Annotated in this window: 17 protein-coding genes; 7 read left to right on the forward strand and 10 right to left on the reverse strand. The window is 70.7% G+C overall.

The annotated features are described in order from the left end of the window. Positions 1 to 3: 3 nt before the first annotated feature. Both Q9G87_RS44645 and Q9G87_RS44650 read right to left on the reverse strand, forming a co-directional pair. Positions 4 to 723: an anti-sigma factor family protein gene (locus Q9G87_RS44645; RefSeq protein ID WP_305922705.1), complete on the reverse strand. Its 720-nt coding sequence runs from the start codon at positions 721 to 723 to the stop codon at positions 4 to 6. Beyond that, a complete protein-coding gene (locus Q9G87_RS44650; RefSeq protein WP_305922706.1) occupies positions 720 to 1,247 on the reverse strand; it encodes a sigma-70 family RNA polymerase sigma factor in 528 nt (175 codons plus the stop codon). The genes Q9G87_RS44645 and Q9G87_RS44650 overlap by 4 nt, the downstream gene beginning before the upstream one ends. 323 nt (positions 1,248 to 1,570) lie before the next feature. On the opposite strand from Q9G87_RS44650, the gene rsgA reads away from it, so the two are divergent. After that, the gene (gene rsgA / locus Q9G87_RS44655) at positions 1,571 to 2,671 is read left to right on the forward strand and encodes a ribosome small subunit-dependent GTPase A (protein WP_305922707.1); all 1,101 of its coding nucleotides are present in this window, start codon (positions 1,571 to 1,573) and stop codon (positions 2,669 to 2,671) included. Between the two features lie 213 nt (positions 2,672 to 2,884). Next, positions 2,885 to 3,511 carry a phosphoribosyltransferase gene (locus tag Q9G87_RS44660; protein WP_305922708.1) on the forward strand — a complete coding sequence of 209 codons (627 nt, stop codon included), beginning with the start codon at positions 2,885 to 2,887 and terminating at the stop codon, positions 3,509 to 3,511. 53 nt (positions 3,512 to 3,564) lie between these two features. Here Q9G87_RS44660 and Q9G87_RS44665 read toward each other — a convergent pair whose 3' ends face one another. After that, on the reverse strand, positions 3,565 to 3,978 hold the full coding sequence (locus tag Q9G87_RS44665; protein WP_305922709.1) for an ATP-binding protein: 414 nt from the start codon (positions 3,976 to 3,978) through the stop codon (positions 3,565 to 3,567). A gap of 189 nt (positions 3,979 to 4,167) precedes the next feature. Here Q9G87_RS44665 and Q9G87_RS44670 point away from each other — a divergent pair, with 189 nt between their 5' ends. Beyond that, the gene (locus tag Q9G87_RS44670) at positions 4,168 to 5,049 is read left to right on the forward strand and encodes a helix-turn-helix domain-containing protein (protein ID WP_305922710.1); all 882 of its coding nucleotides are present in this window, start codon (positions 4,168 to 4,170) and stop codon (positions 5,047 to 5,049) included. A gap of 147 nt (positions 5,050 to 5,196) precedes the next feature. Further along, complete coding sequence (locus Q9G87_RS44675; protein ID WP_188187307.1) at positions 5,197 to 5,430, forward strand: DUF397 domain-containing protein; 234 nt, start codon at positions 5,197 to 5,199, stop codon at positions 5,428 to 5,430. Between the two features lie 129 nt (positions 5,431 to 5,559). Here Q9G87_RS44675 and Q9G87_RS44680 read toward each other — a convergent pair whose 3' ends face one another. From Q9G87_RS44680 to Q9G87_RS44700, 5 genes are all read right to left on the reverse strand, one after another. Further along, positions 5,560 to 6,765, reverse strand: coding sequence for an esterase-like activity of phytase family protein (locus Q9G87_RS44680; protein WP_305922711.1), 1,206 nt, complete (start codon positions 6,763 to 6,765; stop codon positions 5,560 to 5,562). A 261-nt stretch (positions 6,766 to 7,026) separates the two neighbouring features. Continuing rightward, positions 7,027 to 7,338, reverse strand: coding sequence for a WhiB family transcriptional regulator (locus Q9G87_RS44685; RefSeq protein ID WP_101784355.1), 312 nt, complete (start codon positions 7,336 to 7,338; stop codon positions 7,027 to 7,029). Between the two features lie 101 nt (positions 7,339 to 7,439). Next, positions 7,440 to 8,318 (reverse strand): sucrase ferredoxin, encoded by an 879-nt coding sequence (locus tag Q9G87_RS44690; protein ID WP_305922712.1) that lies wholly within the window; start codon positions 8,316 to 8,318, stop codon positions 7,440 to 7,442. Positions 8,319 to 8,421: 103 nt separating this feature from the next. After that, entirely contained in the window at positions 8,422 to 9,918 is a 1,497-nt protein-coding gene (locus Q9G87_RS44695; protein ID WP_305922713.1) for a glycerol-3-phosphate dehydrogenase/oxidase, read from the reverse strand. Then, positions 9,915 to 10,421 carry a TetR/AcrR family transcriptional regulator gene (locus Q9G87_RS44700; RefSeq protein WP_305922714.1) on the reverse strand — a complete coding sequence of 169 codons (507 nt, stop codon included), beginning with the start codon at positions 10,419 to 10,421 and terminating at the stop codon, positions 9,915 to 9,917. The genes Q9G87_RS44695 and Q9G87_RS44700 overlap by 4 nt, the downstream gene beginning before the upstream one ends. 31 nt (positions 10,422 to 10,452) lie before the next feature. Here Q9G87_RS44700 and Q9G87_RS44705 point away from each other — a divergent pair, with 31 nt between their 5' ends. Further along, the gene (locus Q9G87_RS44705) at positions 10,453 to 12,072 is read left to right on the forward strand and encodes an FAD-binding oxidoreductase (RefSeq protein ID WP_305922818.1); all 1,620 of its coding nucleotides are present in this window, start codon (positions 10,453 to 10,455) and stop codon (positions 12,070 to 12,072) included. Positions 12,073 to 12,118: 46 nt separating this feature from the next. Here the strand turns inward: Q9G87_RS44705 and Q9G87_RS44710 are convergent, their stop codons facing one another. Further along, positions 12,119 to 12,535: a hypothetical protein gene (locus tag Q9G87_RS44710; RefSeq protein ID WP_305922715.1), complete on the reverse strand. Its 417-nt coding sequence runs from the start codon at positions 12,533 to 12,535 to the stop codon at positions 12,119 to 12,121. Positions 12,536 to 12,798: 263 nt separating this feature from the next. Between Q9G87_RS44710 and Q9G87_RS44715 the strand changes: the two genes are divergently transcribed. Together Q9G87_RS44715 and Q9G87_RS44720 are read left to right on the forward strand one after the other, a co-directional pair. Beyond that, complete coding sequence (locus tag Q9G87_RS44715) at positions 12,799 to 14,157, forward strand: metallophosphoesterase family protein (RefSeq protein WP_305922716.1); 1,359 nt, start codon at positions 12,799 to 12,801, stop codon at positions 14,155 to 14,157. 21 nt (positions 14,158 to 14,178) lie between these two features. Next, positions 14,179 to 15,747, forward strand: a complete 1,569-nt coding sequence (locus tag Q9G87_RS44720; protein WP_371825921.1) for a bifunctional 3'-5' exonuclease/DNA polymerase — start codon at positions 14,179 to 14,181, stop codon at positions 15,745 to 15,747. A 20-nt stretch (positions 15,748 to 15,767) separates the two neighbouring features. Here Q9G87_RS44720 and Q9G87_RS44725 read toward each other — a convergent pair whose 3' ends face one another. Further along, positions 15,768 to 17,036, reverse strand: a complete 1,269-nt coding sequence (locus tag Q9G87_RS44725; protein WP_305922717.1) for an MFS transporter — start codon at positions 17,034 to 17,036, stop codon at positions 15,768 to 15,770. Positions 17,037 to 17,052 lie beyond the last annotated feature (16 nt).

The following is a 17,052-nucleotide window of genomic DNA, read 5'->3' on the forward strand; positions in this document are numbered from 1 at the left end:
CGATCAGGCCTCGATGGTGAGCAACCTCTTACCGGTCGAGGTCACCACCTCGAAATGATCGACGTCCTTCAGCTGCGTCGCGCTGCCGCCGTGCATGTAGAGCGGATCGGGCGACCCCGGCACTCCGTACCCGGCTGGAGGCACGGACCATCCGGTCATCACCCGGCGCTCACCCGACTTGGAGACCGAGATCAGCTCGCACTCCAAGGGCCCTTTGACCCCGGCCAGCTTGAGGGCCGCGTGCGTGCCCCACCCCTTGGACTCCACCACGAGCCCGCCGGTGATCCCGTCGACCCCCTTGCCCTCGATGGGCCGGCCGTCGGCGTAGAACTGCTCGGCCGGTCCCATATGGGCCATGTGATCGGAACCCTGCGCGACCGAGGGCGCGTCACCCCCGCTGAGCTGCGTGCCGACGGTCAGCCCGCCGGCCACCAGCGTGACCGCCGCCGCCATTCCGATCACGAACGTCCCCCTGCGCGTCCTCCTGTCCGCAGCCCGCTTGCGGCGCAACATGTCGATCGCCGGGGCCGGCGAAGGCGGGCGGTCGTCCTCCACGGGACCACCGAGCCCGTTCAGCACGCTGGCCACGCCGGCCAGCTCCGACAGTTCGGAGCGGCAGGCGGCGCAGAAGAGCAGATGGGCTTCGAACGCTTCTTTGTCCTCGTCCTCGAGCAGCCCAAGCGCGTACGCGCCCACGTCCGTGTGCTCGACTCTCGATGTCACGCCGTCACCCCCCTCTCCTCCAACGCGATGCGCAGCGCGCGAACGGCGTAGTAGACCCGGGACTTCACGGTGCCCACCGGGATGCCGAGCGCCACGGCGGCGTCATTGACCGACCGGTCCCGCAGGATCGTCTCGTTGAGGATCTCGCGGTGGGCCGGCGACAACGCCTTCAGCGCCTCTGACACGACCACCTGGTGCAGGAGACCCTCCATCTCGTCCGGCACGGGCATGCTCTCCAGCGGCCCGTCGCCCGACTCCTGGGGGCGGGCGTCCCTGCGCCGCCGGTCATCGATCACGATACGTCTGGCGACCGTGGCGAGCCAGGGCATAAGTGAGACTGCCTCAGGATCGAGTTGCTCCGCGCTGCGCCACGCCCGGATCATGGTCTCCTGCACCACGTCTTCCGCCCACTGCCGATCGCCCGCCGTCAGCCGGATCACGAAGGCCAGCAGCGGCCTGTGATACTCCCGGTAGAGCGCGGACACTGCCACCTCGTCGTCGGGCACCTCATGATCCGACCGCATGCGCCGGATCCGGTGGCGTGAGCGTGGCTGGCCCATCGGGGCGGCTCCGTCGGCCGAGGGCGGGGGATACGTGCTCGCTCGCATCATCTCCCCTTTCTCGCGTCCGTCGGCAGGAGGTACGACGAGCCGCCCGGGCAGGGTTCAACGGAACGCCAGACCAATATGTGATTGCAACCTTGGGGACAGGTGCGTAGAGTCGCCCCGGAACTGATCGAGGAGGTGAGGACTATGCGGGTCGTTCTGCTCAGCGTGCCGTCAGTCCACCTCCGGGCGCTCGCCTGACGCTGCCCGGTTCCTTCTCGAAATCAAAGGGTTTCACTCAGTTGTCCTCTTACGATCTTTCCCTGCTCGGCTGGACCGATCTCCGCGCCGCCGACCTGCCTTCCGGCACCGTTCCCGCCCGTGTGGCCCGCGTCGACCGCGGCGCGGCCGAGGTGATCGCGGCCGACGGACAGCATCACGTCAAATACGCCGCCCACGTCCGCCGGGCGTCGGCCGCCGACCCGGTCGCGCTGCCATGCGTCGGCGACTGGGTCGCGCTGCGGCTGCTGCCCGAGGGCCGCTACGAGCTCGACGACGTGCTCCCGCGGACGACCGCGTTCATCAGGGGCGGCGTGAGCCGCGACTCGGTCGGCGGCCTGTCCGGCGACGGCCAGGGCCAGGTGCTCGCGGCCAACGTCGACCTCGTGTTCGTGGCCGAGCCGTCCATGCACTCCACCGACTTCGCCGACCTCGGCCGCATCGAACGGCTCGTGGCGCTGGCCTGGGAGTCCGGCGGCACGCCCGTCGTGCTCATCACCAAGTCCGACCTGTTCGAGCAGGGCCTCGACGACCTGCTCGCCGACGTGCGGGTGGCCGCGCCCGGAGTGGACGTGCACGCCGTCTCCTCGCTGCACGGGGAGGGGGTGGAGCTCGTCGCCGGCTACCTCGGCGGCTCCCGCACGGCCGTCATCCTCGGCCCGTCAGGGGCCGGCAAGTCCACCCTGGTCAACGCGCTGGCCGGGGGGACGGTCATGGAGACCCAGCAGGTACGCGCCGCGGACGGGCGCGGCCGGCACACCACCGTGCACCGGGAGCTGATCCCGTTGCGGGGCGGCGGGCTCGTCATCGACACGCCCGGCATCCGCCGGATCGGCCTCTATGACATCGGAGAGGGCGTGGATCTCGTCTTCTCCGATATCGAGACGCTGGCCGAGCAGTGCAGGTTCGGCGACTGCGGGCACAACGGCGAGCCGGGCTGCGCCGTCCTGGCCGCGCTCGAGAGCGGCGAGCTGCCGGAACGGCGGCTGGAGAGCTGGCGGAAGCTGCAGCGCGAGGCCGCCTGGATGGCCGGCCGCACCGATGCGCGCCTGCGCAAGGAGCAGCAGAACAAATGGAAGGTCATCACGAAGGAGATGCGCCGCTCAGGCAGAAACCGCCCCTGACCGCCCGCCCGGGCACGGGCCGGATAGTCCGTGACCCGGTGGCCCGGTCCGGCCGCCCGGTCCGGCCGCCCGGTCCGGGTCCGATGGGTCCGGGTCCGATGGGTCCGGGGCCGCGGGGTCGACGGGCCGGGGCTGACGGGTCGGGGCGGCCGTGGTGGGAACGGCTGGTGCCAGGAGGCGAGGAGTGCGTGCCTGTGGGGTAGGGCACAGGTCATGGAGCTCTTCGCAGACCGGGCCGAGGCCGGGGCAAGGCTCGCAGAGCGGTTGCTGGACGCGCACGACCCCGTCTTGCTCGCGCTGCCCCGCGGCGGCGTGGCGGTGGCCGTGCCCATCGCGCGCAGGCTCGATGCAGACCTCGAGGTGCTGGTCACCAGGAAGATCGGCTATCCGCCGACGCCCGAGCTGGGCGTCGGTGCGATAGCCGAGGGCGGCGAGCCCGTCTTCGACCTGCGGCTGCTGCACCGCCTCGGCATGACGCCCGAGTCCGTCGCGGACGTGGTCGAGCAGGAGCGGCGGGAGCTGGCCCGCCGGGTGCGCGCCTACCGGGGAGACCGGCCGCTGCCCGCGCTGGAGGGCCGGCAGGTGATCGTGGTCGACGACGGCCTGGCCACCGGCGGCACCGCCCGTGCCGCGCTCAGGGCCGTCGCCACGCACAAGCCGGCCAAGGTGACGCTCGCCGTGCCGGTCGGAGCCCGCGAGACCGTGCGGTCCATGCAAGAGGAGGCCGACGAGGTGGTGGTGCTTCTGACGCCGATCGACTTCAGGGCGGTGGGCCAGTGGTACGAGCGATTCGACCAGCTCAGCGACGCCGACGTGCTGGAGCTGCTCGGCCGGGACTGACCGGCTCAGCCCGGCTGGGATTGACCGGCTCAGCTCGGCCGGGATTGACCGGCTCAGCCCGCGAGCACGGCCCAGACCAGCTTGCGTGGGCCGCCGGGGGACAGCCACCCCCAAGCCGTGCAGAGGGCGTCCACCAGCCGCAGCCCCCGCCCGTACTCCGAGAACACGTCGGGTGTGGCGGCCACCGGGACGGTCTGGCTGTGGTCGGTCACCACGCAGGCCAGCTCGGCCTGGTGGGCGAGGAGCCGGAGCTGCGCGGCGCCGCCGCCGTGCCGCATCGCGTTGGTCACCAGCTCGGAGACCACCAGCTGCGCGTCGAAAGCGACCTCGATGGCGCCCCACGTAGTGAGCGTATGATCGACGAACCGCCTGGCCGTGGCCACGCAGGCGGGCTCGAGCGCCGAACGCTGATGAAAGGGGAACACAGCGTCGCAGTCACCGGCACGGCCATCGACCAGAATGGACAAGAGCCATCCTGGTGGCCGGGAACCGATGGCGGCTTGCGGCCGAGCGTCGAAAGTCGTCATTCTGGCCCCCGAAGCGCGGTCTGGTGATCCAATGCCCATCTTTACGGGGTGTGCTGACCAATGCAAGACTTTTCGTAGTTTACAGATGCCAATAGCATCTGCACGTGCAGACGATCTTGGAGCGGCGCAGTGAGCGCAGAGAGCGCGGAAGGGAAGCTTCTCAGCTATTCGCCGGGAAGCCCGACGGTGCTGCGTATCCTGCTCGGAACCCAACTCCGTAGGCTCCGTACGGAGAAGGGTATCTCGCGCGAGGACGCCGGGTACTCGATTCGCGCATCTCACGCCAAGATCAGCAGACTGGAGCTCGGTCAGGTCAGTTTCAAGCAGCGCGACGTGGCCGATCTGCTCACGCTGTACGGGGTCACGGACCCGGCCGAACGTCAGCCGCTGCTCGACCTGGCCAAGCAGGCCAACGCTCCTGGCTGGTGGCACAAGTACACCGACGTGCTGCCCACCTGGTTCGAGGTCTACATCGGCCTCGAGGGCGCCGCCTCCAGCATCCGTACCTATGAGAACCAGTTCGTCCCCGGCCTGCTGCAGACCCCCGACTACGCCAGAGCCGTCATCGAGCTGGCCCACGAGAGGGCCACGCGGGCGGAGCTGGACCGCCGGGTGGCCGTGCGCACCATGCGCCAGAAGCGGCTCGAGAGCGGGCTGAAGCTCTGGGCGGTGATCGACGAGGCTGTCGTGCGCAGGACGCTCGGCGGTCCGGACACGATGCGGGCGCAGATCGCCCATCTGCTGGAGATCACCGGCTCGCGCAACGTCACCGTGCAGATCATGCCGTTCGACCGCGGTGGCCACGCGGCGGCCGGGGGGCCGTTCAGCATTCTGCGTTTCCCGGAGCCCGAGCTGCCCGACGTGGTCTACATGGAGCAGCTCACCAGCGCCCTCTACCTGGACAAACCCGCCGACTCCGACCACTACATGGAGGTCATGGACCGGCTGAGCATCCAGGCGGAGACGCCGAAGGAGACCAGGCGCTTCCTGGAACGCCTCATTTCCGCATGATCTGCTGATAGCCCCGCTGATATCCCTGTGATCCACCACATACCGGGATTTTTGGTCGTCCGGTATATGGAGATCAACGTGTTGCCGTATTGTCACCTCGCAAACGCGGATGCACGTGCATCCGTAAGATCGCGAGGAGCTGCCCCCATGCACGAGTTCCGGAACGGAACACCCGCCGGCCGCCTTCCCGTCGTCTGGCGCAAGAGCAAGCGGAGCAACCCCAACGGCAACTGCGTCGAGGTCGCGAGCCTGCCCACGGGGGAGATCGCCATGCGCAACTCACGCTTCCCCGAAGGACCGGCGCTGGTCTACACCCAGGCGGAGATCACCGCGTTCGTCCTCGGGGCGAAGGACGGCGAATTCGACGACCTCATCGTCTGAGACGCCGGATTACGGGCGACTTCAGGAGCAGATTTCGGTCACCCCTGGGTCACCATGGCGACCAGCAGCGCATGGCAGGCACTCTGCGGCTCGGCCGGTGGCCGGGCCACCGGCCGAGCCGGGCGGCGCCTACCGGTAGACGCGGGGGTCGGCCTTGAGACCGCGGGTCAGTCGAATGGTGATGAACTCGTTGTCATCCGGCTTGCCCGGAGTGCGGCCATTGGAGAAGGGGAAGTTGTTGTCGTCGAGCACGCCGAGGGTGCGGTCGTCAAGGATGACGACGTCCTCGATCGTCTGGAACGGGAACCTGAACGTCCCCGGCGCGCCGCCGAGGCCGCGCGGGTCGGCGATGTTCAGCAGGTCGGCGACCAGGGTCTTGTCGAGCGCGCCGTCGCCGTCCTTGTCCCGCATGTCCGCCAGGTAGATGCGCTTGACCTGCGCGGCATCGCCCTGCAAGTTGTCCCGCTCGATGATCAGGAACCGGTCGGCGTCGACCGCGATCGCGTCGCCGATCGCGTGGGAGGGCGAGTCCAGCCGGTACGTCCACCGCCGCCCGGTGTAGGCCCGCTCGCGCAGGTCGAACTCGTTCATCCGCAGCGTCCCCGCGGGGTCGCCGGCGACCGTGCCCTCGAGCAGCGGGTAGAGGTGGCGGCCGTCCACGGACCTGGCCATGCCCTCGAAGCCCTTGCTGCCGCCGAGGTTGGGCTGGGCGCCGTTCAGGTTCGGGTTCTCGGGCGCGCGGACGCCCGGCAGCTCGATCGGGGCCTCCATCAGCCGGCCCTTGCGGTCGAAGTGCAGCAGGAACGGGCCGAACTCGTCGCCGATCCAGTACGTACCGTCCACGGTGCGCACGATCGACTCGACGTCGAAGTCGGCGCCGGTCAGCTTGCGGTCCTGCCGGGTGAGCGGGAATTTCACCAGCCCGCGCGGGTCGGTCAGGTTGAACCCGCCGAGCACCTCGACGGACTTGGCCGTGAAGTCGGGCTTGACCCGGTGCACGCGCAGCAGGAAGTCCGCGCTGTTGGCCTTGCCGCCGAAGCCGTTGTCGGACAGCACCTCGAAGGTGCCGTCGTGGCGGCGGACGATGCCGCTGAAGCCCTGGACGGGCTGGCCGGGGAACGGCGGGGTGACCCCGTTGACGGGCGCGGTGCCCAGGGACGATCCCGACGGCTCGCTCCCGGGGACGAAGGTCAGTGCGGGCAGCGAGGCGAACCCGGTCAGCGTGGCCTGCCCGAAACCGGGCTGCTGGCCGTGGCGTCCGGGGTCGGCGGCGGCGGGAGCGGCCAGGGACAAGGCCGTCGCGCCCGCGCACATCAGGATGGAAATGCGTTTCATGGCGGGCACCCTAGGACGGCCATATGACGGGATTCCGAACACACGGCAACGGGCGATGACCGCCGGCTGTCGGCGCGGCTGTCGTCGCGCCATGGGCTCAGCGGAGACGACGCCGCGCCGGGGGAGCGCGGCGATCGCCGTGAGATCCGCCTGATCAGGCAGTTGTCCCGACCGGGTTCGCCGGAGCCTGGGCATGGAGGGCCAGGCTCCGGTTCATCGGCACAACTGCTTGATCACGCGATGGTGACGCTGCCGGGTATGTCAGGCGGCGGAGATGCCGGCGCTGGCCGCGCGGCGCATGCGACGGCGCCGCTCGGAAGCGCGCTCGTCTTCGTTGAGACCGCCCCACGTGCCGTACTTCTCTGGCCGGGACAGCGCGTAGTCAAGGCACTCGGTGCGGACGGGGCACTGGGCGCAGATCGCCTTGGCCTTCCGCTCACGTACGTCACGCTCGGGCTGCCGCTCCCCATCGGGGCCGAAGAAGAGCACGAGGTCCTCACCCCGGCACGCGGCATCATCCTGCCAACCCCAGCTGGGGCGCGGGCGGGCGAGCTGCCGACGTACCTGAGACATGAGAAAACCACCTTCGTGAGAGGTATTTCGGTAATTGAGCCGCATTGGACGCTTTTGGCGTCACTGTTCCAACGCAACGTACGGCCGTGATGTTCCCCTGCTCAGGCAAGTGCCGGCGTGGCGTACCGCACAGGCGCGAGCCTGTCCAGCGAAACCAGCCGGTAGGTGGTGATCGTCTCGGCGCAAGCCGTGCCACACGGCGCTGTGAACGCCGATGGCTCAACCACAACCTGGAGCCGGACGTCGCCGCAACGCACGATGGCTACGGTGACGTCACCGTCCGACCTGGAGGATTCCACGGCCACCGCGCCGACGGAGCGCTCTCCCGTATGGGCTCGGGCGAAGTGCTCGACGGCTTGCAATGGCTCAGGGATGCCTGCGCGTCCCCGGTAACGGTCGAGGATGACCTCGCCCGACCGGTACGCGTTAGCCGCTGCCAGTGCAGCAGCCTGAGACATGCTGCCGTAGAAAATTCCGTGTGGCAAGCACACGAGGTTGGCGGCGTAGCGATCGCCGCCAACGTGTGACGTTTCCCACACTCTGTCCGGCAGAGAATCGGCCAGGGACCGAGCGAGGGGTAGTCCAATGCGGGCGCAGCACACATTGCGCTTGGCGTGCGTGCAGACCAGAAATACCGGCTCGTCTTCAAGTATGCAGGACTCCGGGACCACTCCGGCCACCAGCGCGTCCAGGTCAAGATCGTCAGGACCTGCGATGACGCCGCCGGCCAGCCAGGGGTGGTCGCCCACCGCGTACGCCAATAGCACACGGATGCCCTGCTCCTGCGGGCGGGTCCGTTTGCCGGGGCGGCGGATCAGCTGGGGCCTGATACCACGTTCGAGCGCGCGGCGGACGAGTTTGTTGATTCCGGAGAATTTTTCAGTATGTTCGAAGCTCTCCAGGTGGGAGGGCCAGGCGCCGTTGTGCTCGATGAGCAGCCACAGCCGGGCTCCCACGGTGGCGCTGGCCAGTGTGGGCACCGCCCCGGTGTGACACCCGACAGGATGCTCGCAGCCCCTCGCCAACGCCTTCTCTCCCTCGCTCCGTCGAATTAGGTAAGACTAACCTAACGGATTGGTGGGGTCAGGCGCGGCTGGTTCGATCCAGTACGTCCCGTGTCGCGGGCAGGGCACGGTCCCTGTCCGTTCTGACCAGGCCGATCCTGGTCCGCCGGTCCAGCAGGTCGTCCTCGTCGAGCGCGCCCTCGTGCATGACCGACCACATCAGCTCGCCCTCGGTGATGCCGAGACCGACCTCCTCCGGGTATGCCTTGACGAGCTCGTGCACGGCCTCGGCCTCGCTGCCGTACCGCTCGGCCAGCCGGATCGGCACGCCGGACGGCTGCGGCCCGGCGCCTGCGAGCGGGATCTTCCGCGTACGGCACCGGCCAGCCGGGAGCTTCCTGGATGAGACCGCTCGATCCACTGCGTCCTCGGCCATGCGCCGATATGTCGTCAGCTTGCCCCCGATCACGGTGACCACGCCGCCGTCCGACAGCACCGCGTGTTTCCTGGAGAGGTCCGCCGTGCGCCCGTCGGCCGCCAGAAGGGGCCTGAGGCCCGCGTAGACGCCCGCAACCGCCTCTCTGGTCACCCGAGTCCCGACAACCCCGTTCAGCACCTCCAGAAGCGCTCTCACGTCCTCCTCGGGCGCTTCGGGGACGTCGGGCACCGGACCCTCCACGGGTTCGTCCGTGAGACCGACGTACACGCGGCCGTCGCGCTGAGGCAGAACCAGCGCGAACCGGTTGAGCTCGCCCGGCACGGGCAGGTGCATGCCGGCGATCAGTCCCGGCAGCGTGCCCGGGCTCAGCACGAGGTGCGTGCCGCGCGAGGGCCGCAGCTTCACCTGGGGATCGAGGGCGCCGGCCCACACGCCGGCGGCGTTGATCACCGCACGGGCGCGGATGGTGAAGTGCTCGCCCGTCAGCTCGTCCCGTACGTCGGCGCCGCGCTCCGACAGCCGCAGCGCGCGGCAGCGGGTCAGGACGCGGGCGCCCTGCGCGGCGGCGGTCCGGGCGATCGCCACCACCAGCCGGGCGTCGTCGAGCAGCCGGCCGTCCCACGACAGCAGCGCGCCGCGCAGGCCGTCCTCGTTCACCACGGGGGCCAGCGTGTGCGCCCTGGCCGCGTTGAGGCGCGTGGGGCCGGGCAGCAGACGGCGCGGTGTGCGCGCGGCGGCGCGCAGGGTGTCGCCGGCCCGGTAGCCGGCCATGATCAGCGCGGCCTGCCGCCGGGAGACCGCCGCGGTCAGCGGCAGCACGTACGGATGCGCCTTGACTAGGTGCGGAGCCGTCCTGTGCAGCAGGATCCCGCGCTCCACCGCGCTCTCGTAAGCGACGTCCACCTGCCCCCTGGCCAAATACCGCAGCCCGCCGTGGATCAGCTTCGAGCTCCACCTGGACGTGCCGAACGCCAGGTCGTGCGCGTCGATCGCGGCCACGCTCAGCCCGCGCGCGGCGGCGTCGAGCGCGGCGCCGGCCCCGGTCGCGCCCAGCCCCACCACCAGCACGTCCACGCGTTCCTCGGAGACCTCGCGCAGCTCGCGGGCGCGGCGGCGGGCGTTCAGCGAACTTCTCACAGGTAGGCCTCCAGGAGGGTGGCGAGCTCGGCGTCGAGCTCGTCGAGCGTCACAGGGTCGAGCATGGTGGGCGCCGACAGCAGGAACGACTGCGCCACCAGCAGCACCGCCCTGGCCTTGCGCGCATCCCCGACGGCCGGCTCCAGCACCTGTAGCACGGCCTCATGGGTCGCCCCCCGCCGGTCCAGCAGGTAAGGCATGAGCAGCTCGGGATCCGCTTCCACGATCTTCCGCCACAGCGGATGCGCGCGCAGCCCCCGCACCCCGGCGACGACCGCGCGCACCGGATCCGACAGGTCCAGGCCGGCGACGACGCTCACCCACTCCCTGGTCATCACATCGGCGACCAGCGAGCGCACGTCGGGCCAGCGGCGGTAGATCGTCATCCGGGACACACCCGCCCGGCGCGCCACGTCCGTGAGCGTCGTCCTGCGCACCCCGTAGGCCAGCACGCAGTCGCGAGCCGCGTCAAGAACGCCGTCATTGTGACGAATCAACGTCATGTGTCACAGTGTAAGCGTGCCGAGAGAACCCATGCGATGGGCGGGCTGGGGCGATCCCGCCAAGAGCCGCGAGCTGCCCGATCAGGTGCTGAAGCTGCTGCACGACCTGCTGGGGGTGCGCCCGCCGCCCGCGCCCGCCGCCACCCTGGAGTCGGTGGAGCTGCCGCCGATCGCCCTGCCCGAGCCGCTGCTGCGGGCGCTGGCCGGGGTCGTCGGCGAGGAGCACGTGCTCACCTCGCGGGCCGACCGCGTCCGGCACACCCGCGGCAAGTCCACCCCCGACCTGCTGCGCATGCGTGCCGGGGACGGCTCCGACGCGCCCGACGCGGTGGTGCTGGCCGGCTCCCACGAGGAGGTGGCCGCGCTGCTGCGGTTGTGCACCACGGAGCGGATCGCCGTGGTGCCCTTCGGCGGCGGCACCTCGGTCGTGGGCGGGCTGCAGGCTTCCCGCACCGGCTTCGCGGGCGTGATCGCGCTTGACCTCGGCCGGCTCGACCGGCTGCGGTCGGTGGACACCGAGTCGATGGTGGCCGAGTTCGAGCCGGGCGTGCGGGCTCCCGACGCCGAGCGGCTGCTCGCCGCGCACGGGCTGACGCTCGGGCACGTGCCCCAGTCCTTCGAGTACGCCACGCTCGGCGGTTTCGCCGCGGCCCGCTCCAGCGGCCAGGCCTCCGCCGGATACGGCCGCTTCGACGACATGGTGGTCGGCCTCACCGTGGCCACGCCGTCGGGCGACCTGGACCTCGGCCGGGCCCCCAAGTCGGCGGCCGGTCCCGATCTGCGGCAGCTCCTGCTCGGCTCGGAGGGCGTCTTCGGGGTCATCACCTCGCTGCGGCTGCGCGTCCGGCGCGCCCCTGCCGAGCGGCTGTACGAGCGGTGGCGCTTCGCGTCGTTCGCCGCTGGAAGCGCCGCCCTGCGGATGATCGCCCAGGAAGGGCCGCTGCCGGCCGTGCTGCGGCTGTCGGACGAGAACGAGACGACGTTCGGCCTGGCCAAGCCGGAAACGATCGACCCGGGCGGCGAGGCGGGCTGCCTGGCGATCGTCGGCTACGAGGGCCGGCCGGCGACCGGTCGCGAAGGCGTGGGCGCCTCGGCGGCGGGCCCGGGGATCTCGCTCGCGGATCGGCGGGACGCGGTCGCGGGTGTGCTGGAGCGCATGGGCGGCGAGCCCGTGGGCGAGGTGTCCGGGGAGGAGTGGGAGCGGGGCCGCTTCTCCGCCCCTTACCTGCGGGACGCGTTGCTCGCGGCCGGCGCCACGGTGGAGACGCTGGAGACGGCCGGGTTCTGGGCCGATCTGCCGCGGCTCTACGACGCGGTGCGGCTGACCCTGCTCGGCGAGCTCGGCTCTCCTCTGGTCATGTGCCACATCTCGCACGTGTACGAGACCGGCGCGTCGCTGTACTTCACGGTCGTCACCGCGCAGGAGGAGGACCCGGTGGCGCAGTGGGAGCGGGCCAAGGCGGCGGTGAGCGCGGCCATCGTCGAGGCGGGTGGCACGATCACCCACCACCACGGGGTCGGGCGCGATCATCTCGACGCCTACGCCGCCGAGCTCGGCCCGGTCGGCGTCGCCATCCTGCAGGCGGTCAAATCCCGGCTCGACCCCGCGGGGATACTCAACCCCGGCGTGCTGATCCCGCGGACCGGCTGAGGCGGCCGGGCGCGCCGGCGCTCCCTACGGCGGCCGCACGCGCCGTTCAGGCGTCCGGCGGCGGGGTGACGCCGTCCGCCTCGGCCAGCGTCTCGGCGGCCTCGCTGTAGCGGTGGAGCGCCTCCAGCACGGCGGCCAGGCGACGCAGCGAGACCACGAGCGGGGCGCCGCCCTCCGCCCGGGTGAGCGACACCGCCTCCTGGGCCGGCGCCAGCGCCTCCTTCGCCCGGCGCCGCTTGAGCAGCACGTTCGCCGCCGTGCCCAGGCAGCGCGCCAACAGCTCCGTGTGCTCGCCGGGATGTTCTCTGGCCAAGGCCCGGCTCCTGGCGATGGCCTCGTTCACGCAGGCGATCGCGGAATTGCCCCACCGGGGTCGAGTCTGGGCATATGCCAGCAAACCCTCGATGGCCCTCGCCTCGGACGTGCCTTTTCTGAGCGCGTCGTCCGGGCCGTTCTGCGTCATGGGCGGCGCCTCCCCTGGGCGATCCCAACCGCTTGCTTGGGGGGTGAAGGTTACACCATTGCGAACCTTCTGTGTTCTCTGCGGTACAGAGCGTTCGGGGTGCGCGAATGGGAGATCGCGGTAAAGATGTGGTCATGGTCGATGTCGCGGCGGAGCGCGGAAAACAGCTTTCCTCACGAGTGTCGGAAGCGGGCGCCGGGTGGGCGTGCACGCAGATCGGTACGTTTGACCAGCTCAGACCGAATGGTCATGGGTTCAGTTGGTTGAATCCGGCGACCCTGTGGCGTTCGCGCAACGAGATCCTGGCCGGGCTGTTCGGCGATCCCTCGGGGGATGTCCGGGTGCGGTGGGTGGCGGCCCAGGAGGCACGCGGGATTGATCCGGAATTTCGTATCAAGCCACCCGTTGGCGGAAATTTCAGTTTTCTCCTGCTCGGCGATACCGGCGAGGGCGACGCCTCCCAATACGCCGTCGTTCCCGGAATGCTCAAAGTGGGCGAAGGGACGTCTTTCGCCATCGTCGCCAGCGACGTCATCTATCCGACGGGATCGGGCAACGAGTACGGGGACAAGTTCTTCCGCCCGTACAAGGACTACGACGCCCCCATCTACGCGATCCCCGGCAACCACGACTGGTACGACGGGCTCGGCGGCTTCATGCGGGTCTTCTGCGACGCGCCGCCACTCAAGCCCAAGCCGGACCCCGGGCTGCGCGGGCTGCTGTGGCGCAAGCCGGAGACGATCGACGAGGCGCGGCTGGCCGAGGCGCGCTCGCTCAGGGGCAAGCCGTCGCAGCAGGCCGAGCAGCCGGGACCGTACTGGGCGATCGAGAGCGACAGCCTGCTCATCGTCGGCGTGGACACCGGCATCAGGAACGTGATCGACAAGGCGCAGACCGCGTGGTTGCGCCGGGTCTCGCTCGATCCCCGGCCGAAGATCCTCATGACCGGCAAGCCCATCTACACCGCGAACGCCTACAAGCCCTCACCGCTGGAGGAAGGCGGCACGATTGACGACATCGTGCGCGACCCGGCGCACCGGTATGTCGCGGCCATCGGCGGAGACGTGCACAACTACCAGCGGTATCCGGTCAAGGTGGGCGACCGGGTGATCCAGTACGTCGTGGCGGGTGGCAGCGGCGCGTTCATGCACGCCACGCACACCATCGGCAGGGTCGGCGTGGCAGGGGTGCACGAGGACGACTTCAAGTGCTACCCGCTGCGCGGCGACTCGCTGTCGTTCTACAGCCAGCTGTACGCGCGCAGGCTGCGGATGAAGTGGCTCTACCTCAGGCCCGACGAGGCCCTGTGCATCATGTCCGAGCACATCAAGAACCAGCCCGTCAGAACACCCGCGGGACCCGTGAAGATCACCCGCCGGATGCGGTGGGCGGCGCGGCTGCTCGGGGCCTGGCCGTGGCCGTTCCGGCTGCCCGTGGACAAGGTGTTCCACCGCTACCTGTCCGAGCTCTCCGATTGGGACACACCGCCGTTCTTCAAGCAGTTCCTGCACGTGTCGGTCACGCCGGAGGAGCTGACGTTACGGTGCTTCGCCGCCACCGGGTGCCTGGCGCAGGAGCTGGAGCCGCCCGTGGAGGACGAGGTGCGCATCAGTTTGTCGTAGTCGTCTGTCACCCTTGGCTGCGTGTATGTCGTGGTCGCCGGCGAGACGGTGCTCCCGGTCGGGGGCGCGGCTCGCCATACCGTCGATCTCGCGGAGGCCGTGCGCGAGATCGAGGCGGCCGAGCGGCCGCGGTGGGTGTGGGCCGACGCGCGCGAGACCTATCCGGCGCTGCTGCGGGCCGGCGTGCGGGTCTCCCGCTGCCACGACATCGCGCTCACCGAAGGGCTGCTGCTCGCGCACGAGGGCCGCTACGGCGAGCCTCGCTCGGCCAGGGCCGCCCACGCGCGGCTGCACGGGTTGCCGGTGCCCGACGAGCAGCCGGACGCGCCCGGCACGCTGTTCGCCCCCGAGCCGCTCGCCGCGGAGGCGGTGGCCGAGGTGCTGGCCGACCAGCTGCGGCGGATCGGGGCGCTGCCGGAGCCGGGAAGGTTCAGGCTGCTGGTCGCGGCCGAGTCGGCGGGGGCGCTGATCGCGGCCGAGATGGCGCACGACGGCATGCCGTGGCGCAGGGACGTGCACGACGCGCTGCTGACCGAGCTGCTCGGGCCGCGGCCGGTGCACGGCATGCGGCCCGCCAAGCTTCAGGCGCTGGCCGACGAAGTGGCGGCGGCGTTCGGGCATCCGGTCAATCCCGACTCGGTGCAGCAGCTGGTCAAGGCGTTCAAGGGGGCCGGGGTCGCGCTGAAGAGCACCCGGTCGTGGGAGCTCAAGCAGATCGATCATCCGGCGGTGGCGCCACTGCTCGCCTACAAGGAGCTGGCCAGGCTCTACAGCTTTCACGGGTGGGTGTGGGCCGACCAGTGGGTGCGCGACGGGCGGTTCCGGCCGGAATACGTCGTGGGCGGTGTGGTCTCCGGGCGGTGGGCCACCAGCGGGGGAGGGGCGCTGCAGATCCCCAAGGTGATGCGGCGGGTTGTGGTCGCCGACGACGGTTGGGTGCTGATCGTCGCCGACGCGGCGCAGCTGGAGCCTCGTGTGCTGGCCGCGATGGCCGGGGACATGGGGCTGGCCGCGGCCGCCGGCGAGATCGACCTCTACTCGGCGCTGGCGCAGTCCTTCGGCGGGCAGCGGGACAACGCCAAGATCGCGATGCTGTCCGCCATGTACGGCGGCACCAGCGGGGACGCGCCCAAGCTGCTGGCGATGATGCGCCAGCGCTTTCCCCAGGCCTACCAGTTCGTGGAGGACGCGGCCAAGGCGGGGGAGGAGGGGCGGCTCGTGCGCTCCTGGCTCGGCCGCACCTGCCCGCCGCCGTCGCCCCGGTGGAAGGAGCTGGTGTCGGGGCCGGAAGGCGGGCGGGCGGCCAGGGACCGGGGGCGGTTCACGCGCAACTTCGTGGTGCAGGGGACGGCCGCGGAGTGGGCGCTGGTGCTGCTTGCGGTGCTGCGCGGGCTGCTGCCTTCGCCTGCGCGGCTGGTGTTCTTCCAGCATGACGAGGTGATGGTGCACTGCCCGATCGCGCAGGCCGAGGAGGTGATGGCCGCCGTGTCGGCGGCTGCGGCGGAGGCCAGCAGGCTGCTGTTCGGGCAGACGCCGGTGCGTTTTCCGATGGAGGCGGTCGCGGTCGCCTGCTACGCCGACGCCAAGTGAGGCCGTCCGGCGGCAGTGGGTCAGGACTGGGTGCGGTAGTGGGTGGTGGCCAGCCAGAGGCCCGCGACCGTGACCATGACGCCGACGCCCAGGCCGAGGGCGCTGTAGGACAGGACGCCGACGATGACGCCCGCCACGATCGTGCCCGTGGCGCCGCAGACGTTCATCAGCAGGTCGGACAGCCCTTGGACGGCGGGCCGGCGGTCGATCGGGACCGACTCCGTGACCAGGGCGGAGCCGGCCACCAGCCCGCACGACCACCCCAGCCCGAGCAGCACCAGCGCCGCCGTCACCTGCCACACCCGGTGCCCCGCCGTGCCGGCCAGGACGGCGGAGGCGAGCAGCAGGGCCATGCCGAGCACCAGCACCGGCACCTTGCCCGCCTTGTCGGCCAGCCAGCCCACGAGCGGGGACAGCACGTACATGCCGGCGATGTGCAGGCTGATCACGAGCCCGATGACCTCCAGGTTCGAGCCGTCGTGGTGCAGCTTGACCGGGGTCATCGACATGACGGACACCATCGCCGTGTGGCTGACCGCGATCATGATCAGCGCCCGGCGGGCCATCGGCGTGGTGCGCAGGGTCTGCCAGGCGGTCCTGACCGTGCGGTGGCGTCCTGAGCCGGGGTCCCCGGCACCGTTCAGCCGCCGGGCCAGGATGAGCGGGTCGGGCCGCAGGAAGCCGATGATCACGACCAGCGCCAGGGCGAACGCCAGCGCCGCGAACGCGAACGGCCCCGCCGTCTCCACCAGCCCGAGCCGCATGCCGATCTGGTCGGCGGGCTTGGCCAGGTTCGGGCCGGCCACGGAGCCGATCGTGGAGGCCCAGACGACCAGCGACAGGTGCCTGGCCGAGCGGCCCTTCGGCGACAGGTCCGTCGCCGAGTATCGCGCCGCCAGACCTCCCGCGGTGCCGCCGCCCACCAGCACCAGCCCCACCAGCAGCAGCGGCCAGGTGCGCAGGTTGATCGCGACCACCGAGATCGCGCAACCCGTCAGCGCCGCCACGTACGCCAGCGCTAAGCCCGCCCGCCGCCCGCCCCTGCCGGAGGCCTTGGCCGTCGGCAGGGCCAGCAGCGCCGCGCCGAGCACGGTGGCCGTCCCGGCGAAGCCGCTGATGACCGTGGACCCCGACAGGTCGTCGACCACGACGGAGCTGAGCGCCAGCCCGACGGCGACCCCCACGCCGCCCATGATCTGCGCGACGGACAACACGCCCAAGGTGCGGCGCTGGACGGTTCGGATCCGGTCAGATGGGGAGACAGCGGGCTTTGTGGGGGTGCTGGTCACCTGTGAAGTCTCGCAT

The sequence above is a fragment of the Nonomuraea turcica genome, assembly GCF_030718205.1.
Taxonomy (GTDB): Bacteria; Actinomycetota; Actinomycetes; order Streptosporangiales; family Streptosporangiaceae; genus Nonomuraea.

Excerpts from the sequence above, each read along its gene's own strand:
- Q9G87_RS44680 (WP_305922711.1), bottom strand. The coding sequence starts at position 6,765 with ATGAAACGCATTTCCATCCTGATGTGCGCGGGCGCGACGGCCTTGTCC.
- Q9G87_RS44650 (WP_305922706.1), bottom strand. The coding sequence starts at position 1,247 with ATGCGGTCGGATCATGAGGTGCCCGACGACGAGGTGGCAGTGTCCGCG.
- Q9G87_RS44700 (WP_305922714.1), bottom strand. The coding sequence starts at position 10,421 with ATGACGTTGATTCGTCACAATGACGGCGTTCTTGACGCGGCTCGCGAC.
- Q9G87_RS44685 (WP_101784355.1), bottom strand. The coding sequence starts at position 7,338 with ATGTCTCAGGTACGTCGGCAGCTCGCCCGCCCGCGCCCCAGCTGGGGT.
- Q9G87_RS44710 (WP_305922715.1), bottom strand. The coding sequence starts at position 12,535 with ATGACGCAGAACGGCCCGGACGACGCGCTCAGAAAAGGCACGTCCGAG.
- Q9G87_RS44660 (WP_305922708.1), top strand. The coding sequence starts at position 2,885 with ATGGAGCTCTTCGCAGACCGGGCCGAGGCCGGGGCAAGGCTCGCAGAG.
- Q9G87_RS44705 (WP_305922818.1), top strand. The coding sequence starts at position 10,453 with ATGCGATGGGCGGGCTGGGGCGATCCCGCCAAGAGCCGCGAGCTGCCC.
- Q9G87_RS44675 (WP_188187307.1), top strand. The coding sequence starts at position 5,197 with ATGCACGAGTTCCGGAACGGAACACCCGCCGGCCGCCTTCCCGTCGTC.